At 71.6% G+C, this 18,706-nt stretch carries 20 protein-coding genes and 1 tRNA gene; 11 read left to right on the top strand and 10 right to left on the bottom strand.

Translation table 11 applies throughout. From position 1 onward, the window contains the following. The first annotated feature begins 359 nt into the window (after positions 1–359). On the top strand, positions 360–1,706 hold the full coding sequence (proP, locus tag AQJ54_RS09425; protein WP_062237080.1) for a glycine betaine/L-proline transporter ProP: 1,347 nt from the start codon (positions 360–362) through the stop codon (positions 1,704–1,706). A gap of 88 nt (positions 1,707–1,794) precedes the next feature. Further along, a complete protein-coding gene (locus tag AQJ54_RS09420) occupies positions 1,795–2,466 on the top strand; it encodes an O-methyltransferase (protein WP_062235897.1) in 672 nt (223 codons plus the stop codon). Between the two features lie 10 nt (positions 2,467–2,476). On the opposite strand, the gene AQJ54_RS09415 is transcribed toward AQJ54_RS09420, so the two are convergent. From AQJ54_RS09415 to AQJ54_RS09400, 4 genes are all read right to left on the bottom strand, one after another. Next, the gene (locus tag AQJ54_RS09415; RefSeq protein WP_062025215.1) at positions 2,477–2,869 is read right to left on the bottom strand and encodes an FHA domain-containing protein; all 393 of its coding nucleotides are present in this window, start codon (positions 2,867–2,869) and stop codon (positions 2,477–2,479) included. Positions 2,870–3,027: 158 nt separating this feature from the next. Beyond that, positions 3,028–3,702, bottom strand: a complete 675-nt coding sequence (locus AQJ54_RS09410) for a hypothetical protein (protein WP_062235894.1) — start codon at positions 3,700–3,702, stop codon at positions 3,028–3,030. 5 nt (positions 3,703–3,707) lie between these two features. Further along, positions 3,708–4,388: an EF-hand domain-containing protein gene (locus AQJ54_RS09405; RefSeq protein ID WP_062235891.1), complete on the bottom strand. Its 681-nt coding sequence runs from the start codon at positions 4,386–4,388 to the stop codon at positions 3,708–3,710. A 478-nt stretch (positions 4,389–4,866) separates the two neighbouring features. Continuing rightward, a complete protein-coding gene (locus tag AQJ54_RS09400; protein ID WP_062237078.1) occupies positions 4,867–6,918 on the bottom strand; it encodes an MDR family MFS transporter in 2,052 nt (683 codons plus the stop codon). A 160-nt stretch (positions 6,919–7,078) separates the two neighbouring features. Here AQJ54_RS09400 and AQJ54_RS09395 point away from each other — a divergent pair, with 160 nt between their 5' ends. Next, entirely contained in the window at positions 7,079–8,038 is a 960-nt protein-coding gene (locus tag AQJ54_RS09395; RefSeq protein ID WP_062235888.1) for a peptidoglycan-binding domain-containing protein, read from the top strand. Positions 8,039–8,191: 153 nt separating this feature from the next. Here the strand turns inward: AQJ54_RS09395 and AQJ54_RS09390 are convergent, their stop codons facing one another. Both AQJ54_RS09390 and AQJ54_RS09385 read right to left on the bottom strand, forming a co-directional pair. Beyond that, positions 8,192–8,857 (bottom strand): HAD-IA family hydrolase, encoded by a 666-nt coding sequence (locus AQJ54_RS09390; protein WP_062235885.1) that lies wholly within the window; start codon positions 8,855–8,857, stop codon positions 8,192–8,194. A 172-nt stretch (positions 8,858–9,029) separates the two neighbouring features. Further along, on the bottom strand, positions 9,030–9,611 hold the full coding sequence (locus AQJ54_RS09385) for a TMEM165/GDT1 family protein (protein WP_062235882.1): 582 nt from the start codon (positions 9,609–9,611) through the stop codon (positions 9,030–9,032). A 375-nt stretch (positions 9,612–9,986) separates the two neighbouring features. On the opposite strand from AQJ54_RS09385, the gene AQJ54_RS09380 reads away from it, so the two are divergent. From AQJ54_RS09380 to AQJ54_RS09365, 4 genes are all read left to right on the top strand, one after another. Then, on the top strand, positions 9,987–10,631 hold the full coding sequence (locus tag AQJ54_RS09380; RefSeq protein WP_062235880.1) for an HNH endonuclease family protein: 645 nt from the start codon (positions 9,987–9,989) through the stop codon (positions 10,629–10,631). 71 nt (positions 10,632–10,702) lie between these two features. Next, entirely contained in the window at positions 10,703–12,334 is a 1,632-nt protein-coding gene (locus tag AQJ54_RS09375) for an alkaline phosphatase D family protein (protein ID WP_062235876.1), read from the top strand. 288 nt (positions 12,335–12,622) lie between these two features. After that, a complete protein-coding gene (locus AQJ54_RS09370) occupies positions 12,623–13,069 on the top strand; it encodes a DoxX family protein (protein ID WP_062235873.1) in 447 nt (148 codons plus the stop codon). Between the two features lie 240 nt (positions 13,070–13,309). Next, entirely contained in the window at positions 13,310–13,867 is a 558-nt protein-coding gene (locus AQJ54_RS09365) for a DedA family protein (RefSeq protein ID WP_020136485.1), read from the top strand. Positions 13,868–13,953: 86 nt separating this feature from the next. Here AQJ54_RS09365 and AQJ54_RS09360 read toward each other — a convergent pair whose 3' ends face one another. Together AQJ54_RS09360 and AQJ54_RS09355 are read right to left on the bottom strand one after the other, a co-directional pair. Continuing rightward, a complete protein-coding gene (locus tag AQJ54_RS09360; protein ID WP_020136484.1) occupies positions 13,954–14,184 on the bottom strand; it encodes a DUF2277 domain-containing protein in 231 nt (76 codons plus the stop codon). 124 nt (positions 14,185–14,308) lie between these two features. Beyond that, positions 14,309–14,848, bottom strand: a complete 540-nt coding sequence (locus AQJ54_RS09355) for a GNAT family N-acetyltransferase (RefSeq protein ID WP_062025330.1) — start codon at positions 14,846–14,848, stop codon at positions 14,309–14,311. Between the two features lie 139 nt (positions 14,849–14,987). On the opposite strand from AQJ54_RS09355, the gene AQJ54_RS09350 reads away from it, so the two are divergent. Both AQJ54_RS09350 and AQJ54_RS09345 read left to right on the top strand, forming a co-directional pair. Continuing rightward, a complete protein-coding gene (locus AQJ54_RS09350) occupies positions 14,988–15,536 on the top strand; it encodes a YciI family protein (protein ID WP_062033864.1) in 549 nt (182 codons plus the stop codon). A gap of 55 nt (positions 15,537–15,591) precedes the next feature. After that, positions 15,592–16,557, top strand: coding sequence for a YihY/virulence factor BrkB family protein (locus AQJ54_RS09345; RefSeq protein ID WP_062235870.1), 966 nt, complete (start codon positions 15,592–15,594; stop codon positions 16,555–16,557). Between the two features lie 75 nt (positions 16,558–16,632). Here the strand turns inward: AQJ54_RS09345 and AQJ54_RS09340 are convergent, their stop codons facing one another. Then, the gene (locus AQJ54_RS09340) at positions 16,633–17,058 is read right to left on the bottom strand and encodes a DUF6003 family protein (protein ID WP_062033858.1); all 426 of its coding nucleotides are present in this window, start codon (positions 17,056–17,058) and stop codon (positions 16,633–16,635) included. Between the two features lie 180 nt (positions 17,059–17,238). Here AQJ54_RS09340 and AQJ54_RS09335 point away from each other — a divergent pair, with 180 nt between their 5' ends. Next, a complete protein-coding gene (locus AQJ54_RS09335) occupies positions 17,239–17,583 on the top strand; it encodes a hypothetical protein (RefSeq protein WP_062235867.1) in 345 nt (114 codons plus the stop codon). Between the two features lie 66 nt (positions 17,584–17,649). Here the strand turns inward: AQJ54_RS09335 and AQJ54_RS09330 are convergent. Continuing rightward, positions 17,650–17,721 (bottom strand) — tRNA-Val (locus AQJ54_RS09330). Positions 17,722–17,933: 212 nt separating this feature from the next. Here AQJ54_RS09330 and AQJ54_RS09325 point away from each other — a divergent pair. Continuing rightward, positions 17,934–18,701 carry a DUF4097 family beta strand repeat-containing protein gene (locus AQJ54_RS09325; protein WP_062235863.1) on the top strand — a complete coding sequence of 256 codons (768 nt, stop codon included), beginning with the start codon at positions 17,934–17,936 and terminating at the stop codon, positions 18,699–18,701. Positions 18,702–18,706 lie beyond the last annotated feature (5 nt).

Here is an 18,706-nt window from a genome sequence, read left to right as displayed (position 1 = left end):
CGGTGGTCCCCCTGTGCTCCGCATTCGTCACGCCGCGCCGGCCTCTCGTCCCGTTCGTGCCATGCGTCCGTGAAGAAGGACGCAGGCATTCCGGATTCACCTGACGTCCGCTTCGATTTGTCCGAATGACGATAGTCCGCCGGAAGCGTCACCACCCGATCGGAGCGCGAGATGGATCACATGCGCCGCGGGAAGGGGCGTCCTCGACCAAGGGCGGGGTAGCTGCATAGAGCACGTTTGTTCACACAAGGCGACTGGACTTGAGCGCTCCGTAGGCCCGGCAAGTCCACCTATGGTCGCTTTTTGCCCTTGTCCCCGTCGAAAGGCAGGCGAGCGAAGTTTTGCCCGGTGCTCAAGTCATCACCCCGTCGGCCCACACCCCGGACACCCCGGACCCCTCCGAAGCCGTGACCGTCGACCCGGCGCTCGTGAAGCGCGCGGTGAAGGCCGCCGCGCTCGGCAACGCCATGGAGTGGTTCGACTTCGGTGTCTACAGCTACATCGCGGTCACCCTGGGCAAGGTGTTCTTCCCGTCCGGGAACCCGACCGCACAGCTTTTGTCGACGTTCGGCGCCTTCGCCGCGGCCTTCCTCGTCCGTCCGCTCGGCGGACTGGTCTTCGGCCCGCTGGGCGACCGCGTCGGCCGCCAGAAGGTCCTCGCCGTCACCATGATCATGATGGCGGCCGGCACCTTCGCCATCGGCCTGATCCCGTCGTACGCCTCCATCGGTGTCGCGGCACCCCTGCTGCTCCTGGTGGCCCGCCTGGTCCAGGGCTTCTCGACCGGCGGCGAGTACGCGGGCGCCTCCACCTTCATCGCCGAGTACGCCCCCGACAAGCGGCGCGGTTTCCTCGGCAGCTGGCTGGAGTTCGGCACGCTGGCCGGGTACATCGCCGGTGCCGGCCTGGTCACCGTGATGACGGCCCTGCTGTCCAGCGACGACCTGCTGTCCTGGGGCTGGCGGATCCCGTTCCTGATCGCGGGTCCGATGGGCGCCATCGGCCTCTACCTGCGACTGCGCCTGGAGGAGACCCCGGCGTTCGCGGCCGAGACCGAGAAGGCGAAGTCCGAACGCCCCAAGGTCCCGCTGCGCGAGATGATCACCGGCCAGTGGCGGACGCTGCTGCTCTGCGTGGGCCTGGTGCTGGTCTTCAACGTCACCGACTACATGCTGCTGTCCTACATGCCGAGCTACCTGACCAGCGAGCTCAAGTACGACGAGACGCACGGCCTGCTGGTCGTCCTCGGCGTGATGGCGCTGATGATGGTCGTCCAGCCCTTCGCCGGCGCCCTGAGCGACCGGGTCGGACGCCGACCGGTGATCGCCGCGGGCTGCGTGGGCTTCCTGGCACTCTCGGTCCCGGCCCTGCTGCTGATCCGTCAGGGCAGCCTGTTCGCGATCGCGCTCGGCATGGGCGCACTGGGCCTGCTCCTGGTCTGCTTCACCTCGGCGATGCCGGCCGCGCTCCCGGCCCTCTTCCCCACCCGGGTCCGCTACGGCTCCCTCTCGGTCGGCTTCAACGTCTCGGTGTCCCTCTTCGGCGGCACGACCCCGCTGGTGGTCACCGCGCTGATCGGCGCGACCGGGAACGTGATGATGCCCGCCTACTACATGATGGCCGCGGCCGTGATCGGCGGCGTGGCGGTGTGGTTCATGACGGAGTCGGCGGGCCGCCCGCTGCCCGGCTCACCGCCTCAGCACTGAAATTCCCTGACAGGAGCCGGGAGCCCGCCTATATTCATTAGCGCAACTAGTTAGCTGACCTAACTAGGCTTATGGAAGGCACAGGTGCATGAACGAGTCGCAGTTCTGGGACGACGTCGACGACTACTTCACCACCCACCTCGCCCCTGAGGACGACGTGCTCCGGGCGGCCTTGCGCGACAGCGAGGCCGCCGGGCTCCCGTCCATCGCCGTCACGGCGCCGCAGGGCAAGCTCCTCCAGCTCCTGGCCCAGATCCAGGGCGCCCGCACCATCCTCGAGTTCGGCACGCTCGGCGGCTACAGCACGATCTGGCTGGCCCGCGCCCTGCCCGCCGACGGCCGCCTGGTCTCACTTGAGTACGACCCCAAGAACGCCGAGGTCGCGCGCCGCAACCTCGCCCGAGCGGGCCTCGACAAACTGGTCGAGATCCGCGTGGGGGCCGCCCTGGACTCGCTCCCCCTGCTGGCCGACGAGAACCCGCCCCCCTTCGACCTGGTCTTCATCGACGCCGACAAGGCCAACAACCCGCACTACGTGGAGTGGGCGCTCAAGCTCACCGGCGCGGGCAGCCTGATCGTCGTCGACAACGTCGTACGCGGCGGCCGGGTCGCCGACCCCGACAACCCGGCCCCCGACGTCCAGGGCACCCGCGCGGCCCTCGAACTCATCGGCGCGCACCCGAGGTTGAGCGCCACGGCGATCCAGACGGTGGGCACCAAGGGCTACGACGGCTTCGCACTGGCGCGAGTACTGCCGTAGCCCCCGCCGCTCACACCTCGTGGTAGAAGCCGACGTTGACGCTGCGCGGGGCGGTGCGGTCGCGGATCACGATCTCGCCGTTGCCGCCCCGGGGCAGCGTCACGGAGCCGCCGTAGACGAGCGGCTGGGCGTACGCCCCCGACACCAGCTGCACCTCGGACGAGGGATCGGGCTGCGAGCCCTGGAGCCAGGTGACCTGCCAGACGCCCTCGGGTCCGCACAGGAACTCCAGGTGCACCCGGGAGACGAACAGCCAGTCGTCGGGCGTCACGAGCCGGCACACGGACTTGTCCCGGCCCACGCGGAGCACGGTGCCCGGGTCACTGGGCGCCTCGGCCATCTGCATCCCGGCCGTGGCACCCTCCTCCGCCGCGGTGACGACGGCCATGGTGAGTTCGAGCACGTGCGCTCCTCCTGGAAGGTTCCTTGCGCGGCGCCCCCGTTGGACCACCGCCGCCGCATGATAAATCGCCCGGCACGGCGCTGTCCGGTGCAAGGCAACGCAAGACCGGCCCGCCGCCCGGGTCCGGGCAACAGGCCGGTCATGTGTACGACGAGACGTCAGCTGTGCAGCAGCCGCTCCGTCAGCTCACGGTAGTCCCGCAGCGCCAGCCGGAGTTGCTCGGTGTCACCGGCGGCGCCGCCCTTGCCCTGACCGCCGTCACCGGCCTGCCAGGAGTTGCGCAGCGTACGCCGACGCTCCTTCACCGCGTCGGCGAACCGCGCGGCGACCTCCTCCAGCACGTGGTCGGCCTCCTCGACGGCGGACCGGGGCTCGTCGACGAACCCGGCGACGGCGTGCTGGAGCCGCGTGCTGAGCTTGTCGGACTCCTCGTGCGGAAGCAGCCGGGCATCGCGCCCGGACGTCTTGACGCCCCCGGCGACGGAGTCCCGCCCAGGATCCCGCTCACCGGAGTCCCGCCCGAGACCCCGCTCACCGGAGTCCCGCCCGAGACCCCGCTCACCGGAGTCGTGCCCGAGACCCCGTGCGCCGGAGTCGTGCTTGAGGCCGCCCTCGCCGCCCCGCGCACCGTCCCGGTCGCCGACGGCCGGCGGCACCGCACCCGGCACCGCCTCCCGGCGTCCTTCGCTCCCGACCCGCTCCGGGGCCTCCGTCCCGGTGGGCGCCACGAGGGGGCTGTGCGCACCCGTGGACTCACTCGTCGCGCCCTTGCCGCCGATCCTGCCCTCGCCCCGGGCGCCGTCGGCTCCCGGCTTGCTCGTGGCATCCGTCATGTCACTCAACTCCCCTTCGCGTGACGCCTGTTGAATGCCCACGTGTGCTGGCCGCGACCGTTGTCACGACCGTCGCGGGACTCACCCGCGCGCACGTCCGTGGTGCGGGACTCCTCGCGGCGGTGCGACCCGATGAGGTCCTCGAAGAGGGCGCGCGCCTCGACCATGGCCTCGCGCATCTCCTCGGTGTCCACCCGGCCGTCGCCGTCCCGGTCGGCGTTCACGCGGGCGCCAGCCACGGTGTGCACCCGCCGGTAGCCGTGCACGTGGTGCGCGTGGTGCACGGACAGCGCGGCGAACTGCTCCTCGTACTGTCCGCCGTCCGGGAACCCGCGGTCCTTGGCGAGCTCGGCGAGCAGCCGGTCGGCCTCGGCGACGGCCTCCCGAGGGGAGTCGACGAAGCGTTCCTGGGCGGCGGTCCAGCGCTCTTCGTACCGCTGGCGCTGGGCCGGTTCGAGGGGCTGCTCGCGCAGGGATCCGTGCCGCTCCACGCGCTCAGCGAGTTCGCGCTCGGCGGCCTTCTCGTCCCCGTCGTGCCGGGCCACGGCGCGGTCGTACTCGGGCCCGAAGCGGCGCTTCAGGCCCCGGCCGTGCTGCGGGCTCCGGCCTCGCAGGGTCAGGACGGCCGCCACGACGAGGACGGCCGCCACGATCACGATCAGAGCGATGATCAGGCCTGTTGACATGTCTGCCGGGTTGCCGTGAACGCCCCCTTCAAACCGTCTCCGCATATGTGTACGAGGTTGTTCGGCGGGTGCGGGTCCGTCGTGGCTGGTCGCGCAGTTCCCCGCGCCGCCGCTGCGCTGGGCTTGGGCCGGGCGCCTAGAGGGGTGCCGGGTTGGGTTGTTCGGCGGGTGCGGGCCCGTCGTGGCTGGTCGCGCAGTTCCCCGCGCCCCCGCTGCGCTGGGCTTGGGCCGGGCGCCTAGAGGGGTGCCGGGTTGGGTTGTTCGGCGGGTGCGGGCCCGTCGTGGCCGGTCGCGCAGTTCCCCGCGCCCCTGGGGAGTCGCAGCCGCCGATGGTGCGAAGGGCCCCCACCCCGGCACCGACCCACAACGCACCCGCACGCGCTACACGCGCCCCTACCGGACAGCAACGGGCCGCCGCAGGCATCTCAGGGGCGCGGGGAACTGCGCAAAAACGCCCGCCCCCACCGAACCCGCAGACTCACAACCGCACCCCCGCCCCCGGCCCCTCCCCACCCGGCCGCTCCCGATCCGACCCGCACATCTCATCGTTCAGGGACTTCACCAGCTGCGTGAGATCCGTCGGCCGATCCGGCCCCCACCAGTCCCCCAGCAACTCCCCCAACGACTCCTCCCGCGCCGCGGCCAACCGCTCCGCGACCTCCCGCCCCGCCGCCGTGAGCCGCAGATCAGGCCCCTCCCGCTCCGCCAGCCCCAGCGACTCCACCTCCCGAGCCGCCTCGACGATCACACCCAACGGCACCGGCGTCCGCTCGGCGAGCAGCGCCGGCTCCACCCACCCGTGCCGCCGCATCCGCAGCACCAGCCAGCTCGACGCCGGCAGCAGGTCGTACCCGGCCCGCTCCGTGATCCTCCGGTACAGGTCCCGCCGTCCCTCCCGCGTCCCCAGCAGCGACAGCGCCCGGCACACCTCGTCGTACGACGACCGCTCCACCGGATTGCTGGCCAGCGTCTCGGTGACGTCGGGCGCCGTGACCGACCCCCGCAGCCGGTCCTCCTTGAGGAACCAGGCGAGCACGAACCCGAGAAACGCGACGGGCGCGGCGTACAGGAACACGTCGGTGATGGACGAGGCGTACGCGTGCAGCGCCGCGGGACGCAGCGCGGCCGGCAGTTCCCCGAGCCCCCGGGAGTCGGACTCCAGCCCCGACACCGAGACGCCGGGCGGCAGTTGGACGCCCCGCAGGGCCTCGGCCAGCTTGTCCCCGAGCCGGTTCGCGAAGACCGTGCCGAAGATCGCGACACCGAAGGACGCCCCGATCGACCGGAAGAAGGTCGCACCGGACGTGGCGACGCCGAGATCCTCGTACGACACGGCGTTCTGCACGATCAGCACCAGCACCTGCATGACCAGCCCGAGTCCCAGACCGAACACACAGAAGTACAGGCTCATCACCCACGTGGAGCTGCCCTCGTCGAGCCGGTGCAGAAGCAGCAGCCCCAGTGTCGTGACGGCCGTCCCCGCGACCGGGAAGACCTTCCACCGCCCGGTACGGCTGACGATCTGCCCGGAGACCGTCGAGGACAGCAGCAGCCCGAACACCATCGGCAGCATGTGCACCCCGGACATCGTCGGCGAGACGCCCTGCACCACCTGGAGGAAGGTGGGCAGATAGGTCATCGCCCCGAACATCGCGAACCCCACGATGAAGCTGATGACGGCGGACAGCGCGAAGGTCCGGATGCGGAACAGCTTCAGCGGCAACACCGGCTCCGCGGCCCGCCGTTCGACCGCCACGAAAGCGACCGCCAGCAAAACCCCCAGCACCGCGAGCCCCACGATCTGCGGCGACCCCCAGCCCCACGTCGTACCGCCCAGCGAGGCCACCAGCACCAGACAGGTGGCGACGGCGGCGATGAGGAACGTGCCCAGGTAGTCGATGACGTGCTTCGCCGACCTGCGCGGAATCCGCAGCACGACCGCGATCACGGCCAACGCGACCACGCCCACCGGCAGGTTGACGTAGAACACCCACCGCCAGCTCAGATGCTCGGTGAACAGGCCGCCCAGCAACGGCCCGAGGACACTCGTCGCCCCGAAGACCGCCCCGAACAGCCCCTGGTAGCGCCCCCGTTCGCGCGGCGGGACGAGATCGCCGACGATCGCCATCGACAGCACCATCAACCCGCCGCCGCCCAGCCCCTGAAGGGCCCGGAACGCGATGAGCTGCGGCATGTCCTGGGCCATGCCGCACAGCGCCGACCCGATGAGGAAGATGACGATCGCGGTCTGGAACAGCCGCTTGCGCCCGTACTGGTCCCCGAGCTTGCCCCACAGCGGGGTCGCCGCGGTGGAGGCCAGCAGATACGCCGTCACCACCCAGGACAGATGCTCCATCCCGCCGAGGTCGCTGACGATCGTGGGCAGCGCGGTGGACACGATCGTCTGGTCCAGCGCGGCGAGCAGCATGCCGAGCAGCAGGGCCCCGATGGAGACGAGGACGTTGCCGGACACATGTTCTTCACCTGTGTCGCGCACATCTCCCGTCATACCCTGCGCATCCGCCGTCATGAAGACCTCCCGGGGCTCTCGTTGCCACTCCATCGTGGTCGGTGTGACCGCTTATGGCCTGTCGAGTCCTTTTGGAAGCCGTCCTTCCGGGGGCTTCCGTGTGCCGCCCGTGGAGAGGTTCTGCATAATCTCTGGGGTTCGCGAGGGGAGGGACGAACACATGGCGGAGTCGAACGGTCATCTGTGCCCGGAGTGCGGGGCACCCAGAGGGGCCGACCGCACCCCGTCCTGCGGCTGCACCGAGCGCGCGGCGGACGCGTTGCGCGACACGCGCACGGCGGAGGCGGCCGCGGCGGAGGACTTCGACCCGCTCCGCATACGCCCGTACGTGGACCTGGCCGACGAGACCACCCCCGTACCCCGGATGCCCACCACCGAACAGACGATGCCGTTACGGGCAGTCCCCCCGACATCCCCCGCACCCGACGAGACGACAGCGCTCCCCGCCGACCGGAGCCTCTCCCGGGCGCCACACCCTGACGCCCCCACGGCCCCCACCCGCGAGCACCCTCGCCGCCCGCGCCCCCGTACCGTCCTCCTCGCCGCGGCCGGAGCGGTCGTGACCGTGGTCGCCGCGGCCGGTTTCGCCAGCGGCCTGTTCGCCTACGAGTCCCCGTCACGGGACGAGGCGGCCCCGCGGGACGTACGGCCGGCCGTCCCCGACGCGACGACGACCCCGGCGTCCGCCTCGCCGTCCACCACCACGGAGCCCGTACGGCCGCCCGCCGCACCCCCGTCCCGGACGGCGAGCGCGAGTCCGTCGGCGTCGCCGAGCCCGTCGGTGTCCAGCGCCGCACCGAGCGCGTCCCTGTCGGCGTCCCCGACGGGCGCCCCGACCGCCTCCGGCACGGCGACGGACTCGGCGGCCGGTTCGGACGCGGCCCGGAAGGCGGCCCCGCCGGTGCTGCGGCGCGGGTCGGAGGGTCCGGAGGTCGTCGAGCTGGAGCTCCGCCTCACCCAGCTCGGCCTGTACACGAGGAAGGCGAGCGGCCAGTACGACGAGGTCGTCGAGGACGCGGTGACCCGCTACCAGTGGGCACGCGGAATCCAGCCGCCGGAGTACGGGGTGTACGACCTGGCGACCCGGGACCGGCTGGAGTCGGAGACGACAGAGCCCTAGGGGGTCACGCGCGAAGCCGCGGACCGCCACACGAAACGACACACAGACCGCAGACCGCAGACCGCAGACCGCAGACCGCAGACCAACGACACCCGGAACCGCAGTCCACCGCACGAGGCGACAATGCGCTCGCGCGTGTCCCGGAGCGCCGCCCTAACCGACGTGCAACCGCATGCCGCCGTCCTCCAGGGCCTCCACCCGCACCCGCGTCAGATCCGGCACCACCACATCAGGTCCGTGGACCCCCGCCCGGGCCCCGATCCCGACCACCCTCATCCCCGCCGCCTTCCCGGCCGCGATCCCCGCACCGGAGTCCTCGAAGACGACACAGTCGGCGGGCGCGACGCCCAGCTCCGCCGCCCCTTTCAGGAACCCCTCGGGGTCCGGCTTGCTCGCGCCCACGGACTCCGCCGTGATCCGGACCTCCGGAAGGGCCAGCCCGGCCGCCACCATCCGCGCCGTGGACAACGGCACGTCGGCCGAGGTCACCAGCGCGTGCGGCAGTCCCCGCAGGGAGGCGAGGAACTCGGGCGCCCCCGGTACCGCCACCACCCCGTCCATGTCCGCGGTCTCCTCCGCGAGCAGGCGGGTGTTGTCGGCGAGGTTCTGCTCCACGGGCCGCCCCGGCAGCAGGAGCGCCATCGAGGCGTGCCCCTGGCGGCCGTGGACGACCTTCATGACCTCGTCGCCGTCGAGTCCGTGCTCTGTGGCCCAGCGGCGCCAGATGCGCTCGACGACGGCGTCGGAGTTGACGAGGGTGCCGTCCATGTCGAGCAGGAGGGCGCGGGCGGTGAGCACGGTGGACACGGCGGCCGTCATCGGCAACTCCAAGCGCAGACGAGAAAGGCGCAGACGAGAGAGACAAGGCGGCCCCGCCCGCCGGTCAGGGAAAACGGGCGGGAGCCACTTTGTTTCCCCACGGTACAAAACCGGAGCGGGTTCACGCCACCGCCTTCGGGAACGACCCGGAACAGTTCACCCACTGTTCGCCTCAGCCGCCCACGGCCTCCCACAGGCTCCACAGGCCGAGGGCCAGCATCAGCAGCGCCGCGATCCTGGTGATCAGCTTCAGCGGCACCCGCCTCATCAGGGCCTTTCCGCCGACGATCCCGAGTCCGGCCACCGCCCACAGCGCGAGCACCGCACCCAGACCCACGGAGAGCGGGTCGTCGTAACGGGCCGCGAGGTTGGCCGTCATGATCTGGGTCAGATCGCCGAACTCGGCGACCAGGATGAGCATGAACCCGGCCCCGGCGACCTTCCAGAAGGACTGGTTCTCGGGCTTGCGGATCTCCTCGTCGCCGTCGTCCTTCTTCAGCAGCAGGACGGCCGCGCCGCCCAGGAAGAGCACGCCGGTGATCGCCTGCACGATCTGCTGCGGCAGCAGGGTCAGCACGCTGCCGGCCGCGACGGCGAGCGCGACATGCAGCGCGAAGGCGGCGGCGACGCCCGCGAAGACGTAGGAGGCGCGGTAGCGGGTGCCCAGGACGAGGCCGGCGAGCGCGGTCTTGTCGGGCAGTTCGGCGAGGAAGACGACGCCGAACACGACGGCCGTCACGGTGATGCTGATCAAGGGTCCTCAATCGGTCGGGCTGCCCCACCGAGAGTGCTGCACCTCACACGACGACACCTCGGCACGGCAGAGCACTCGGCACCCGGGCCGGTACGGCACGGGCGTGCACTGCTTGCCGAAGGTCTCGCTGGCCGGTCCGCGCGGGCGGGCCTGCCTCCGGGCGCCGGCTCAGACGAGCTGAGCAGTATGTCGACGGTCCGGCGAAGAGCTACTCCCCTTCAACTCCGACCATCCTACGTGATCGTTTCACCGTAAACCTTGTCATGTCATGTACGCGTCACTAACTTCTTACCGGGCGCACACCTCCCGGCAACACGGTGCGCCGAGCATTCGATCGCCCGCGCCTCAACACCCCCACCCCGCCAGGGAGTTCGCATGTCGAAGTTCTACGCGCGTCGACGGCTCAGCATACTCGGCGCCCTCACCGCGCTCATAGCCTCCGTCGCGGTCCTCAACGGCCCGTCCGCCTCCGCGGCCCTCCCCACCCCGGTCAGCGCGGCCACCGCCCGCACCTACCTCGCCTCGCTCACCGTGGCCACCGAGAACCGCACCGGCTACAACCGGGACCTGTTCCCGACCTGGATCACCATCAGCGGCACCTGCAACACGCGCGAGTACATCCTCAAGCGCGACGGCTCGAACGTCGTCACCAACTCCGCCTGCACCGCCACCAGCGGCAGCTGGTACTCCCCCTACGACGGTGCCACCTGGACCGCCGCCTCCGACCTGGACATCGACCACCTGGTCCCGCTCGCCGAGGCCTGGGACTCCGGCGCGAGCGCCTGGACCACGGCCCAGCGCCAGGCCTTCGCCAACGACGTCACCCGCCCGCAGCTGCTCGCGGTCACGGACAACGTGAACCAGTCCAAGGGCGACCAGGACCCGGCCACCTGGATGCCGTCCCTCACCTCGTACCGCTGCACCTACGTCCGCGCCTGGGTCCAGGTGAAGTACTACTACGACCTCTCCGTCGACTCGGCCGAGAAGACCGCGCTGACGAACTACCTGGCGAACTGCTGACGATTCCGCGTCGGAACCTCCCCGCGGACCTCCGTCGTTCCGTACCGTACGGGGCGACGGAGGAGGATCACGTGACCGATCTGCGGCTGGGTCCCTTGCTGAGGTACGTCGACGGCTCGTCCGCGACCGTGTGGGTCGAGACGAGCCGTCCGTGCACGGCCGAGGTGCGCTGCTCGGACGGCACCTCCGGCACGTCCGGCACCTTCCAGATCGCGGGCCACCACTACGCCCTCGTCCCGGTGGACGGCTTCACCCCCGGCACGACCCGGTCGTACGAGGTGTTCCTGGACGGCATCCGCGTGTGGCCGCTGCCCGACTCGCCGTTCCCCCCGTCGGTCATCCACACCCCCGCCGAGGACGCCGCCGTCCGGGTCGCCTTCGGCTCCTGCCGCTGGGCCGCGCCACCGGAGGGCGAGAAGGACCCGGTGGGCCCGGACGCCCTGGACACCCTCGCGACCCGGATCGCCGCCGACCCGGACGGCGAACGCCCGGACGTCCTGCTGCTGCTGGGCGACCAGGTCTACGCCGACGAGACCTCCCCCGCCACCCAGCGCTGGCTGGCCGCCCGCCGCGATCTGAGCGACCCGCCGGGCGCCCAGGTGGCGGACTACGAGGAGTACACCCACCTCTACTACGAGTCCTGGCTCGACCCCGAGGTGCGCTGGCTGCTCTCCACCGTCCCCAGCTGCATGATCTTCGACGACCACGACGTCATCGACGACTGGAACACCTCCGCCGCCTGGCTGGAGGACATGCGCGCGGTCTCCTGGTGGCGCGAGCGGCTGCTGAGCGGCCTCATGTCGTACTGGGTCTACCAGCACCTGGGCAACCTCCCGCCGGCCGAACTGGCCGCCGACCCGCTCTACGCCGCCGTACGGCAGTCCCCGGACGGCACCGACGAGTTGCGCGCCTTCGCCTGCCGGGCCGACGCCGACGCCGCCTCCGTGCGCTGGAGCTACCGGCGCGACTTCGGCCGGGTGCGGCTGCTCATGGTCGACTCCCGCGCGGCCCGGGTCCTCGAGGAGGAGAAGCGCTCGATGCTGGACCCCGGCGAGGCCGAGTGGCTGCGCGAGCAGGTGCTGGCGGAGCGTTCCTCCTACGACCATCTCCTGATCGGCACCTCGCTGCCCTGGCTGCTGCCGCACCTGGTGCACGACGCCGAGGCCTGGGACGCGGCGCTGTGCCGGGGGGAGCGCGGGGCGCGCTGGGCCCGCTTCGGGGAGGATCTGCGGCGCAAGGCGGATCTGGAGCACTGGGCGGCGTTCCCGCGGTCGTTCGCCGCGCTGGCGGACCTGATCGCCGAGGTGGGCTCCGGGCCCGAGGCGCCGGCGACGGTGCTGGTGCTCTCCGGGGACGTGCACCACGCGTACGTGGCCGAGCCGAAGTGGCACACCGGCGGTCCCGACGCGCGGGTCCTCCAGCTCACCTGCTCGCCCGTCCACAACTCCGTCCCCGGCTACATCCGGTTCGGCTTCCGCTTCGGCTGGAGCGCGACGGCGCGGGCGCTCGGCCGGCGGCTCGCCCGGCACGGCCGCTGTGAGCAACCGCCGGTGTCCTGGCGGCACACGGGCGGCCCGTGGTTCGGCAACCAGCTCATGACACTGACTCTGAACGGCCGTTCGGCACGGCTGCGGCTGGAGCAGGCGCGGGAGTCGGGTCAGGGGCGGGTACGGCTGCTGACGGTGTCGGAGTCCGAACTCTGACCCCTATCTGATTGCTCGTCAATAACGTGGCCCTGTACGGGAGTTGCTCTTCCCGCAGGAACGGACCCAGAAGCACATTCGGACACACTTTCGGAAGCGGATACGGCGACCACAGCCCTCCCACGTGCGGCTGCGAGCGAAATGACTGGGACGACTGAGACGAATCAGTGGCCAGATGTTGAACTTGCAAGCATCAAAGAGGGGCCCCTACCGTGGATGGCTCACTCGGTCCCATCCCCCTGGGGCGATCCCCCTAGTGGGACCGACCCGACCGAAGGAGTCCCCCACATGACCGGACGCCTGAACAGCGCCCAGCCATACGCCCTCGGCCTGTACCGCATCGTCGTCGGCCTGCTCTTCCTCTGTCATGGCGCCGCCTCGCTCTTCGGCGTGCTCGGCGGTGCCATGGGCACCGGCCGCACCCTCGACGCCGGTACCTGGCCCGGCTGGTACGCGGCCGTGATCCAGCTCGTCGGCGGAGCCTTCGTGCTCCTCGGCCTGGGCACGCGCGTCGCCGCGTTCGTCGCGGCGGGATCCATGGCGTACGCGTACTTCAAGGTCCACCAGCCGCACGCCCTGTGGCCCATGGAGAACGGCGGTGAGGCGGCGGCGATGTTCTGCTGGGCCCTCCTGCTGCTGGTCTTCACCGGGTCCGGCGCGTTCGGCCTGGACCGGCTGCTCGCCAAGCGCTCGACGGAGCAACGCAAGCCGGCCGCCGAGCCGGTGGCCGTCTGAGCGGATCCCGTACGGTGCCCTCCCCGCGTCCCTGGGGAGGGCACCGGCACGTTCGCGAGACCCCGGCCCGCTCCCCGGGACCCGGCAGCCGGGTGAACAAGTCGCACGCGTCTCGTGAGCCCCCCGTGAATCTCCTGTCACACTCCACGCGTACGCTGTATGGCTGTCCAGGGGGAATCACGGGGAGACGCGGTGTTGGAGAGTCTGGGGTCGCTGACCGGCAGTCCATGGATCTACGCCATGGTCGCGCTGTCGGTGCTCCTCGACGTGTTCCTGCCGGTGCTGCCGAGCGGGGTGCTCGTCATCACGGCCGCGACGGCGGCGGCCGCGGGCAGCGCGGCGACCGGACGGGTCCCGGACGTCCTCTCCCTGATCCTCTGCGCGACGACCGCGTCCGTCCTCGGCGACCTCGCGGCGTACCGCCTCGCCTTCCGGGGCGGAGAACGCCTCGACCGCGCCATCGCCCGCTCCCGTCGCCTCACCACGGCGCAGGAACGTCTCGGCGATGCGCTGGCCGCGGGGGGCGGGGCGTTGGTGGTCCTGGCCCGCTTCGCCCCGGCCGGCCGCTCGGTGGTCTCCCTCCTCGCCGGCACGGCCCAACGCCGAGCCCGCGACTTCCTCCCCTGGTCCGCCCTGGCCGGTCTCTCCTGGGCCGCGTACAGCGTCGCCCTCGGCTACTTCGGCGCGCACTGGCTGGGGGCCACATGGCTGGCCACGGGAGTCTCGGTGGCAGCACTGTTCGGAGCGGGCGCGGGAGCGGCGTACGTGATGCGCCGCCGACCGGTTGAGGCGGGGTAGGGCGAGGGATGACGGTCCGGGAGAACAGCACGACAGACCCTGGCTCCAGCTCCAGCTGAACCCGGATCACCTACGCCTCGCCGCGCTCAGCTCGCCTCTCGTCGGGCGGCGCCGCGGACCTCCAGGCCGGCCAGCAGTTCCGCGGTCGCCTCGGCGATCACCTCGACGGCGCGGTCGAACACCTCCTGGTTGTGTGCGGCCGGGGCGCGGAACCCCGACACCTTGCGCACGTACTGGAGCGCGGCGGCCCGGATCTCCTCCTCCGTCGCCTCCTCGGGCAGTACGGGTGGACGAAGCGTCTTGATACTGCGGCACATACCGACAGTCTCCCTCCCGGAGCGGATCGGCGCTTCCGCCCGCTCCTGAACGAATGCCATGAACCTCAACGGCCGGCGGAGCCTGTGACGGCAGCACCCCGCACCCGCCCCTGACCGACTCGGCTCAGCCCTCCCCTGCCTCCAGATCGAACCGCCAGTCGTTGGACGTCAGCCAGTGCCCCTTCGGGTACTCGAACTCGGCCTGTCCCAGCAACGTGAAGCCCGCCCGGCGGCACACCCCGTTCGACGCGAGGTGCTCCACGCTCGGGAACGCGTGGAGATACCGGTGTCCGCCGGCGGCCCGCGCCTCCGTGACGACGGCTCGGGCCGCCTGCGCGGCCAGCCCCCGCCCCTGGAACTCCGGCAGGATCCCCCACCCGGTCTCCCACACCCACTCCTCCCGCCACTCCCGCTCCCAGAACCCGATGGAACCGACGGTCTCGCCGCCCTCCGCGAGCGTGACCCGGTACATCCGCCCCGCCGACAGCTCGACATACCGCCGATGCCGCGAGACGAGCTTCTCCTCGCTCTCGGGCCCGCCCAGGTGCGCGGTCATCTCAGGACTGTTGGTCCGCTCCAGCAGCCAGAAGTCCCCCTCCGCCCAGGGCACCAACCGCACCTGCTCCACCCGCTCCACCCGCACCTCCGCCGCCACCCCGACCATGTCCCCCACACTAGAGCCCGGGTCTGACAACCCCCCGGCCACGACGACACCCGGTGCACTCCCCGTCCCCAGTGCTCGCGAACTCACGACAGGCGTAATGCCGTTGAGCCGTCGCCCGTCGTGGGCGAGGCTGCCGGGCATGGAGTTCTTCTGCTATCACCGCGACCGTCCCGGCTCCCTGCCCCTGCGTGAGGAGCTGACGGAAGCGCACTGGGCCTACATGGACGGGTACGAGGCCGAGCTGATCGCCCGTGGGCCGACCTTCACCACCGACGGCGAGACGCTCACCGGCAGCGTGCACATCGTCGACCTGCCCGATCCCGCCGCCGCGCGGGCGTTCGCCTTCGATGAGCCGAACTACCAGGCGGGCGCCTACCGGGACGTCCTGCTGCGCCGCTGGCGCAACCTGCTGGGCCGCACCATGTGGGACTTCCCGGGCGGCCGGACCGGTGACGACCGGTACCTGGTGCTCGGTCTCGGCTCGGGAGAGGCCGCCGACCTCGCCGTACCGCCCGGCAAGGACGACCTGATCGCGTACGGCCCGCTGCTGTCCGACGACGCGACCGCCTGGCTGGGCACCGCGGCCCTGGTCCGTGCCGCGGACCCGGACCGGGCCCGGGCCGTGCTGACCCAGGAGCGGTACGCGGCCGTGGAGGTCCACGCGTGGGAGTTCGGCGGCCGACGCTGAAAAGCCCGTTTCACGGGGCATGCGCACAGGGAGCCGCCGTACGACAAGGAGCGCCATGGGTACCGCCGTCCACGTCCCGCAGACCAGGGACATGATCGGGGACGAACTCTCCGGAGACGAGGCGTTCGCCGCGCTGCGCCACTACGGGGGGCTGCGGCTGTTCACCGACTCCTTCGCACGGTTCCGCTACGCGGACGGCTTCACCAACGCGCGTGCCCTCGCCTTCCAGGTGGTGCTCGGGCTGGTGCCGTGCACGGTGGCGCTGGTGGGCCTGGCCACCTCGGTGCACACGGAGAGCGTGGGCCGGGTCATCGAGCTCACGCTGGGCCGGATCGTGCCGGGCGCCAGCGCCGACATCGTCGAGGAGGCCTTCGAGGGGACCCGGCGCACCGCCCACGGCAGTGTCTGGAGCACGCTCGCCCTGTGGCTGGGCCTCGGCTTCGCCCTGCTGAACCTCGCCTCCGCCATGGGCCAGATCGAACGCGGCGCCAACCGGATCTACGGCATCGAGCGCGACCGGCCCTTCCCGCGCAAGTACGGGCGCGGGATCGTGCTCGCGCTCGCCGCCGGGCTCCCCCTGGTGCTGGGCTTCGTCGTGCTGGTGGCCGGTGAGGCGGTGGGCGACGCGGTGGCCCGGACCCTCGGCGAGGACGGCGGCGGGCCGCGCTGGTGGGGTGTGCTGGACGTGCCCGTGGGGCTGGCGCTGGCCTGGGTGGCGTCCGCGGTGATCTTCCGCTGGTCGCCGCGCCGCGTGCAGCCCGGCTACACCTGGCTGGCCTTCGGCTCGGCCGTGCATCTGCTGCTGTGGGTCGCGGCCACCTGGCTGCTCGCGCTGTACGTCGAGGAGAGCGGTGCCTTCGGTGCGGTGTACGGGCCGCTCACGGCCTTCATCGCGCTGCTGCTGTGGGCCAATCTGACCGGGGTCGCGCTCTTCCTCGGCATCGCGTTCGCCGCCCAGCTGGAGGCGGCCCGGGCCGGCATCGAGTCGGCCGTCCACCCGGACCCCGGCCCGGGCGACTGACCCCGGACGGCTCCCGTGAGGGTGCGCCCGTGAGGGGGCGCGGCCCGCAGCCCATGAGGGGGTCCGCCCCTGCCGTCAGCCTCCCGCCGCCGCCGTGACCGTGGCCGGGTCCACCCCCGTCAGTTCGACGATCCGGTGCGGGGGCACACCCGCGGCCAGGGCGCGGCCGATGAGGTCGTCCCGGCCGTCCGCGAGGTCGCGATAGGCGAGCAGCTCCTGCTCGACGTCGGCGTGCGAACCGGGTGCCGACAGATGGCGGACCCGGCTCAGCTCCTCGTCGCTCAGCGGCACGGGCAGCCGTTCCGCCCCCTCGGGCACGGCCGCGTTCTCCTCCGGGGGCAGCAGCCGCAGATGCGGCGAGGTGGGTGTGCTGCCCTGCGCGTCCAGCCACGCGCGGACCGCGGGAGTGTCCATGCAGGCCAGCTCCCCGACCTCGGCGGGGGCCACGCCGAGCGGCACGGACGGGTCGTCGAGCAGGAACAGGTAGGCGTCGTCGGTCATCCTCGGCTCCCTCTGCGCACGGGCTGGTCGCGTTCTCAACAGCGGCTGATGGACGTCCCCTTACCCCGCCTCGCCCGTATTACCGCCGTCACCAGCGGCTACCGCCCGGGGGCACACCCGTTCGCGTGAACCCCCAGAAGACACTCGCCACCCAAAATCGAACAGGCGTAGCATTGTGCCGTGGCAACGACCTATGACTTTCCGAGTGACCTCCTCGCCGGTCAGGAGGAGCTGCATCAGGTCCGGGCCGAGCTGTCGGCCCTGCTCAAGCGGCTTCCCTGGTCGGTCGCGCCCCTGGACGGCTTCAGCGACGACAGCGGCTGGCGGAAGGTGGAGCGCCCCGCCTCTCCCGGCTGGACCCCGGACGAACAGGCCGAGGTGGAGAAGCTCCGGCAGCGCGAACACGAACTCGCGGTCTTCGTCACCACCCACCGCTTCTGGACGGAGGTGGCGTCGTCCGAGCGCGTGGAGGCCCGCTCCGGCCTGAAGCACGCGCACGGAACCGGCGCACGGGAGAGCGACTGAACGCGGGAGGAACCCGGCGCACATGAGAAGACCCCGGCCGTGATCGGCCGGGGTCTTCTCCCGATGTGGGCGCGGACGGTTTCGAACCGCCGACATCCTGCTTGTAAGGCAGGCGCTCTACCCCTGAGCTACGCACCCGAGACGAGTCGACAGCCTACCTTGCCGCGGACCCTGTCCTGCAAACCCTTACCCGCACGGCCACGAGGGTCAGGGTCGATACGGGGGAAAACCCCACCCCTTCTCCGGGAGCGGCCCGGATCCCCCTCGACCACCCCGGTCCCTAGGGTCGGAAGCAGGGTCGCGGAGTGCCCGCGACCGCCCGCCCAGGGCCACTTCAGGGGGAGATCGTCATGGTCCGTTCCGTTCCCGCACGTGCCGCCGCCGCGGCCGGGGTCGTCGCGCTTCTCGTCGCCGGCGCCACCGCCTGCGCCTCCGCCGGGGACGACAAGACCCCTGACCACAAGTCCTTCGCCCTCCAGGGCCGCACCCTCACCGTCGACTCCGACGACTCGGCGCTGGAGATCGTCGCCGCCGATTCGAACAAGCCGGGCTCGATCGAGGTGACCCGCTGGTTCCAGGGGACCGTCGCCGTCGGCAAGGACCCGGAGGTGACCTGGTCGATGAAGAACGACCGGCTGACGCTGCGGATGAAGTGCAGCGGTGTCGTCGCCGACTGCGCGGCCAAGCACCGCATAGAGGTGCCCCGGGACATCGCCGTGAAGGTCGAGAACCGGGACGGCAGCGTGCGGGCACGCGGGTTCACCCGGCCGCTCGGCATCAGCTCCGGTGACGGCTCGGTGCGCGTCACCGACTCCAGCGGACCGCTGGACCTGCGCACCGGCGACGGCTCGATCCGCGCGGAGGTCACCTCCCGCCGGGTCACCGCCCGCAGCGGCGACGGCTCGCTCCACCTCGAACTGGGCGCCGTACCGGAGCGGGTGGAGACCCGCAGCGGCGACGGTTCCGTGACCGTGGAGCTGCCGAGGGCCACCTACCGGGTGGACGCGCGGTCCGGTGACGGCGGGGTCGACGTGTCCGTGCCCCGCTCCGACTCGGCCGGGCACGTCGTGTCCGCCGAGAGCGGAGACGGGAAGATCACGGTGCGAACCGCGAACTGACCGGC

It is taken from the genome of Streptomyces griseorubiginosus (assembly GCF_001514195.1).
In the GTDB taxonomy this organism is placed as follows: Bacteria; Actinomycetota; Actinomycetes; order Streptomycetales; family Streptomycetaceae; genus Streptomyces; species Streptomyces griseorubiginosus.
This window is presented reverse-complemented; position numbering and strand designations above follow the sequence as displayed.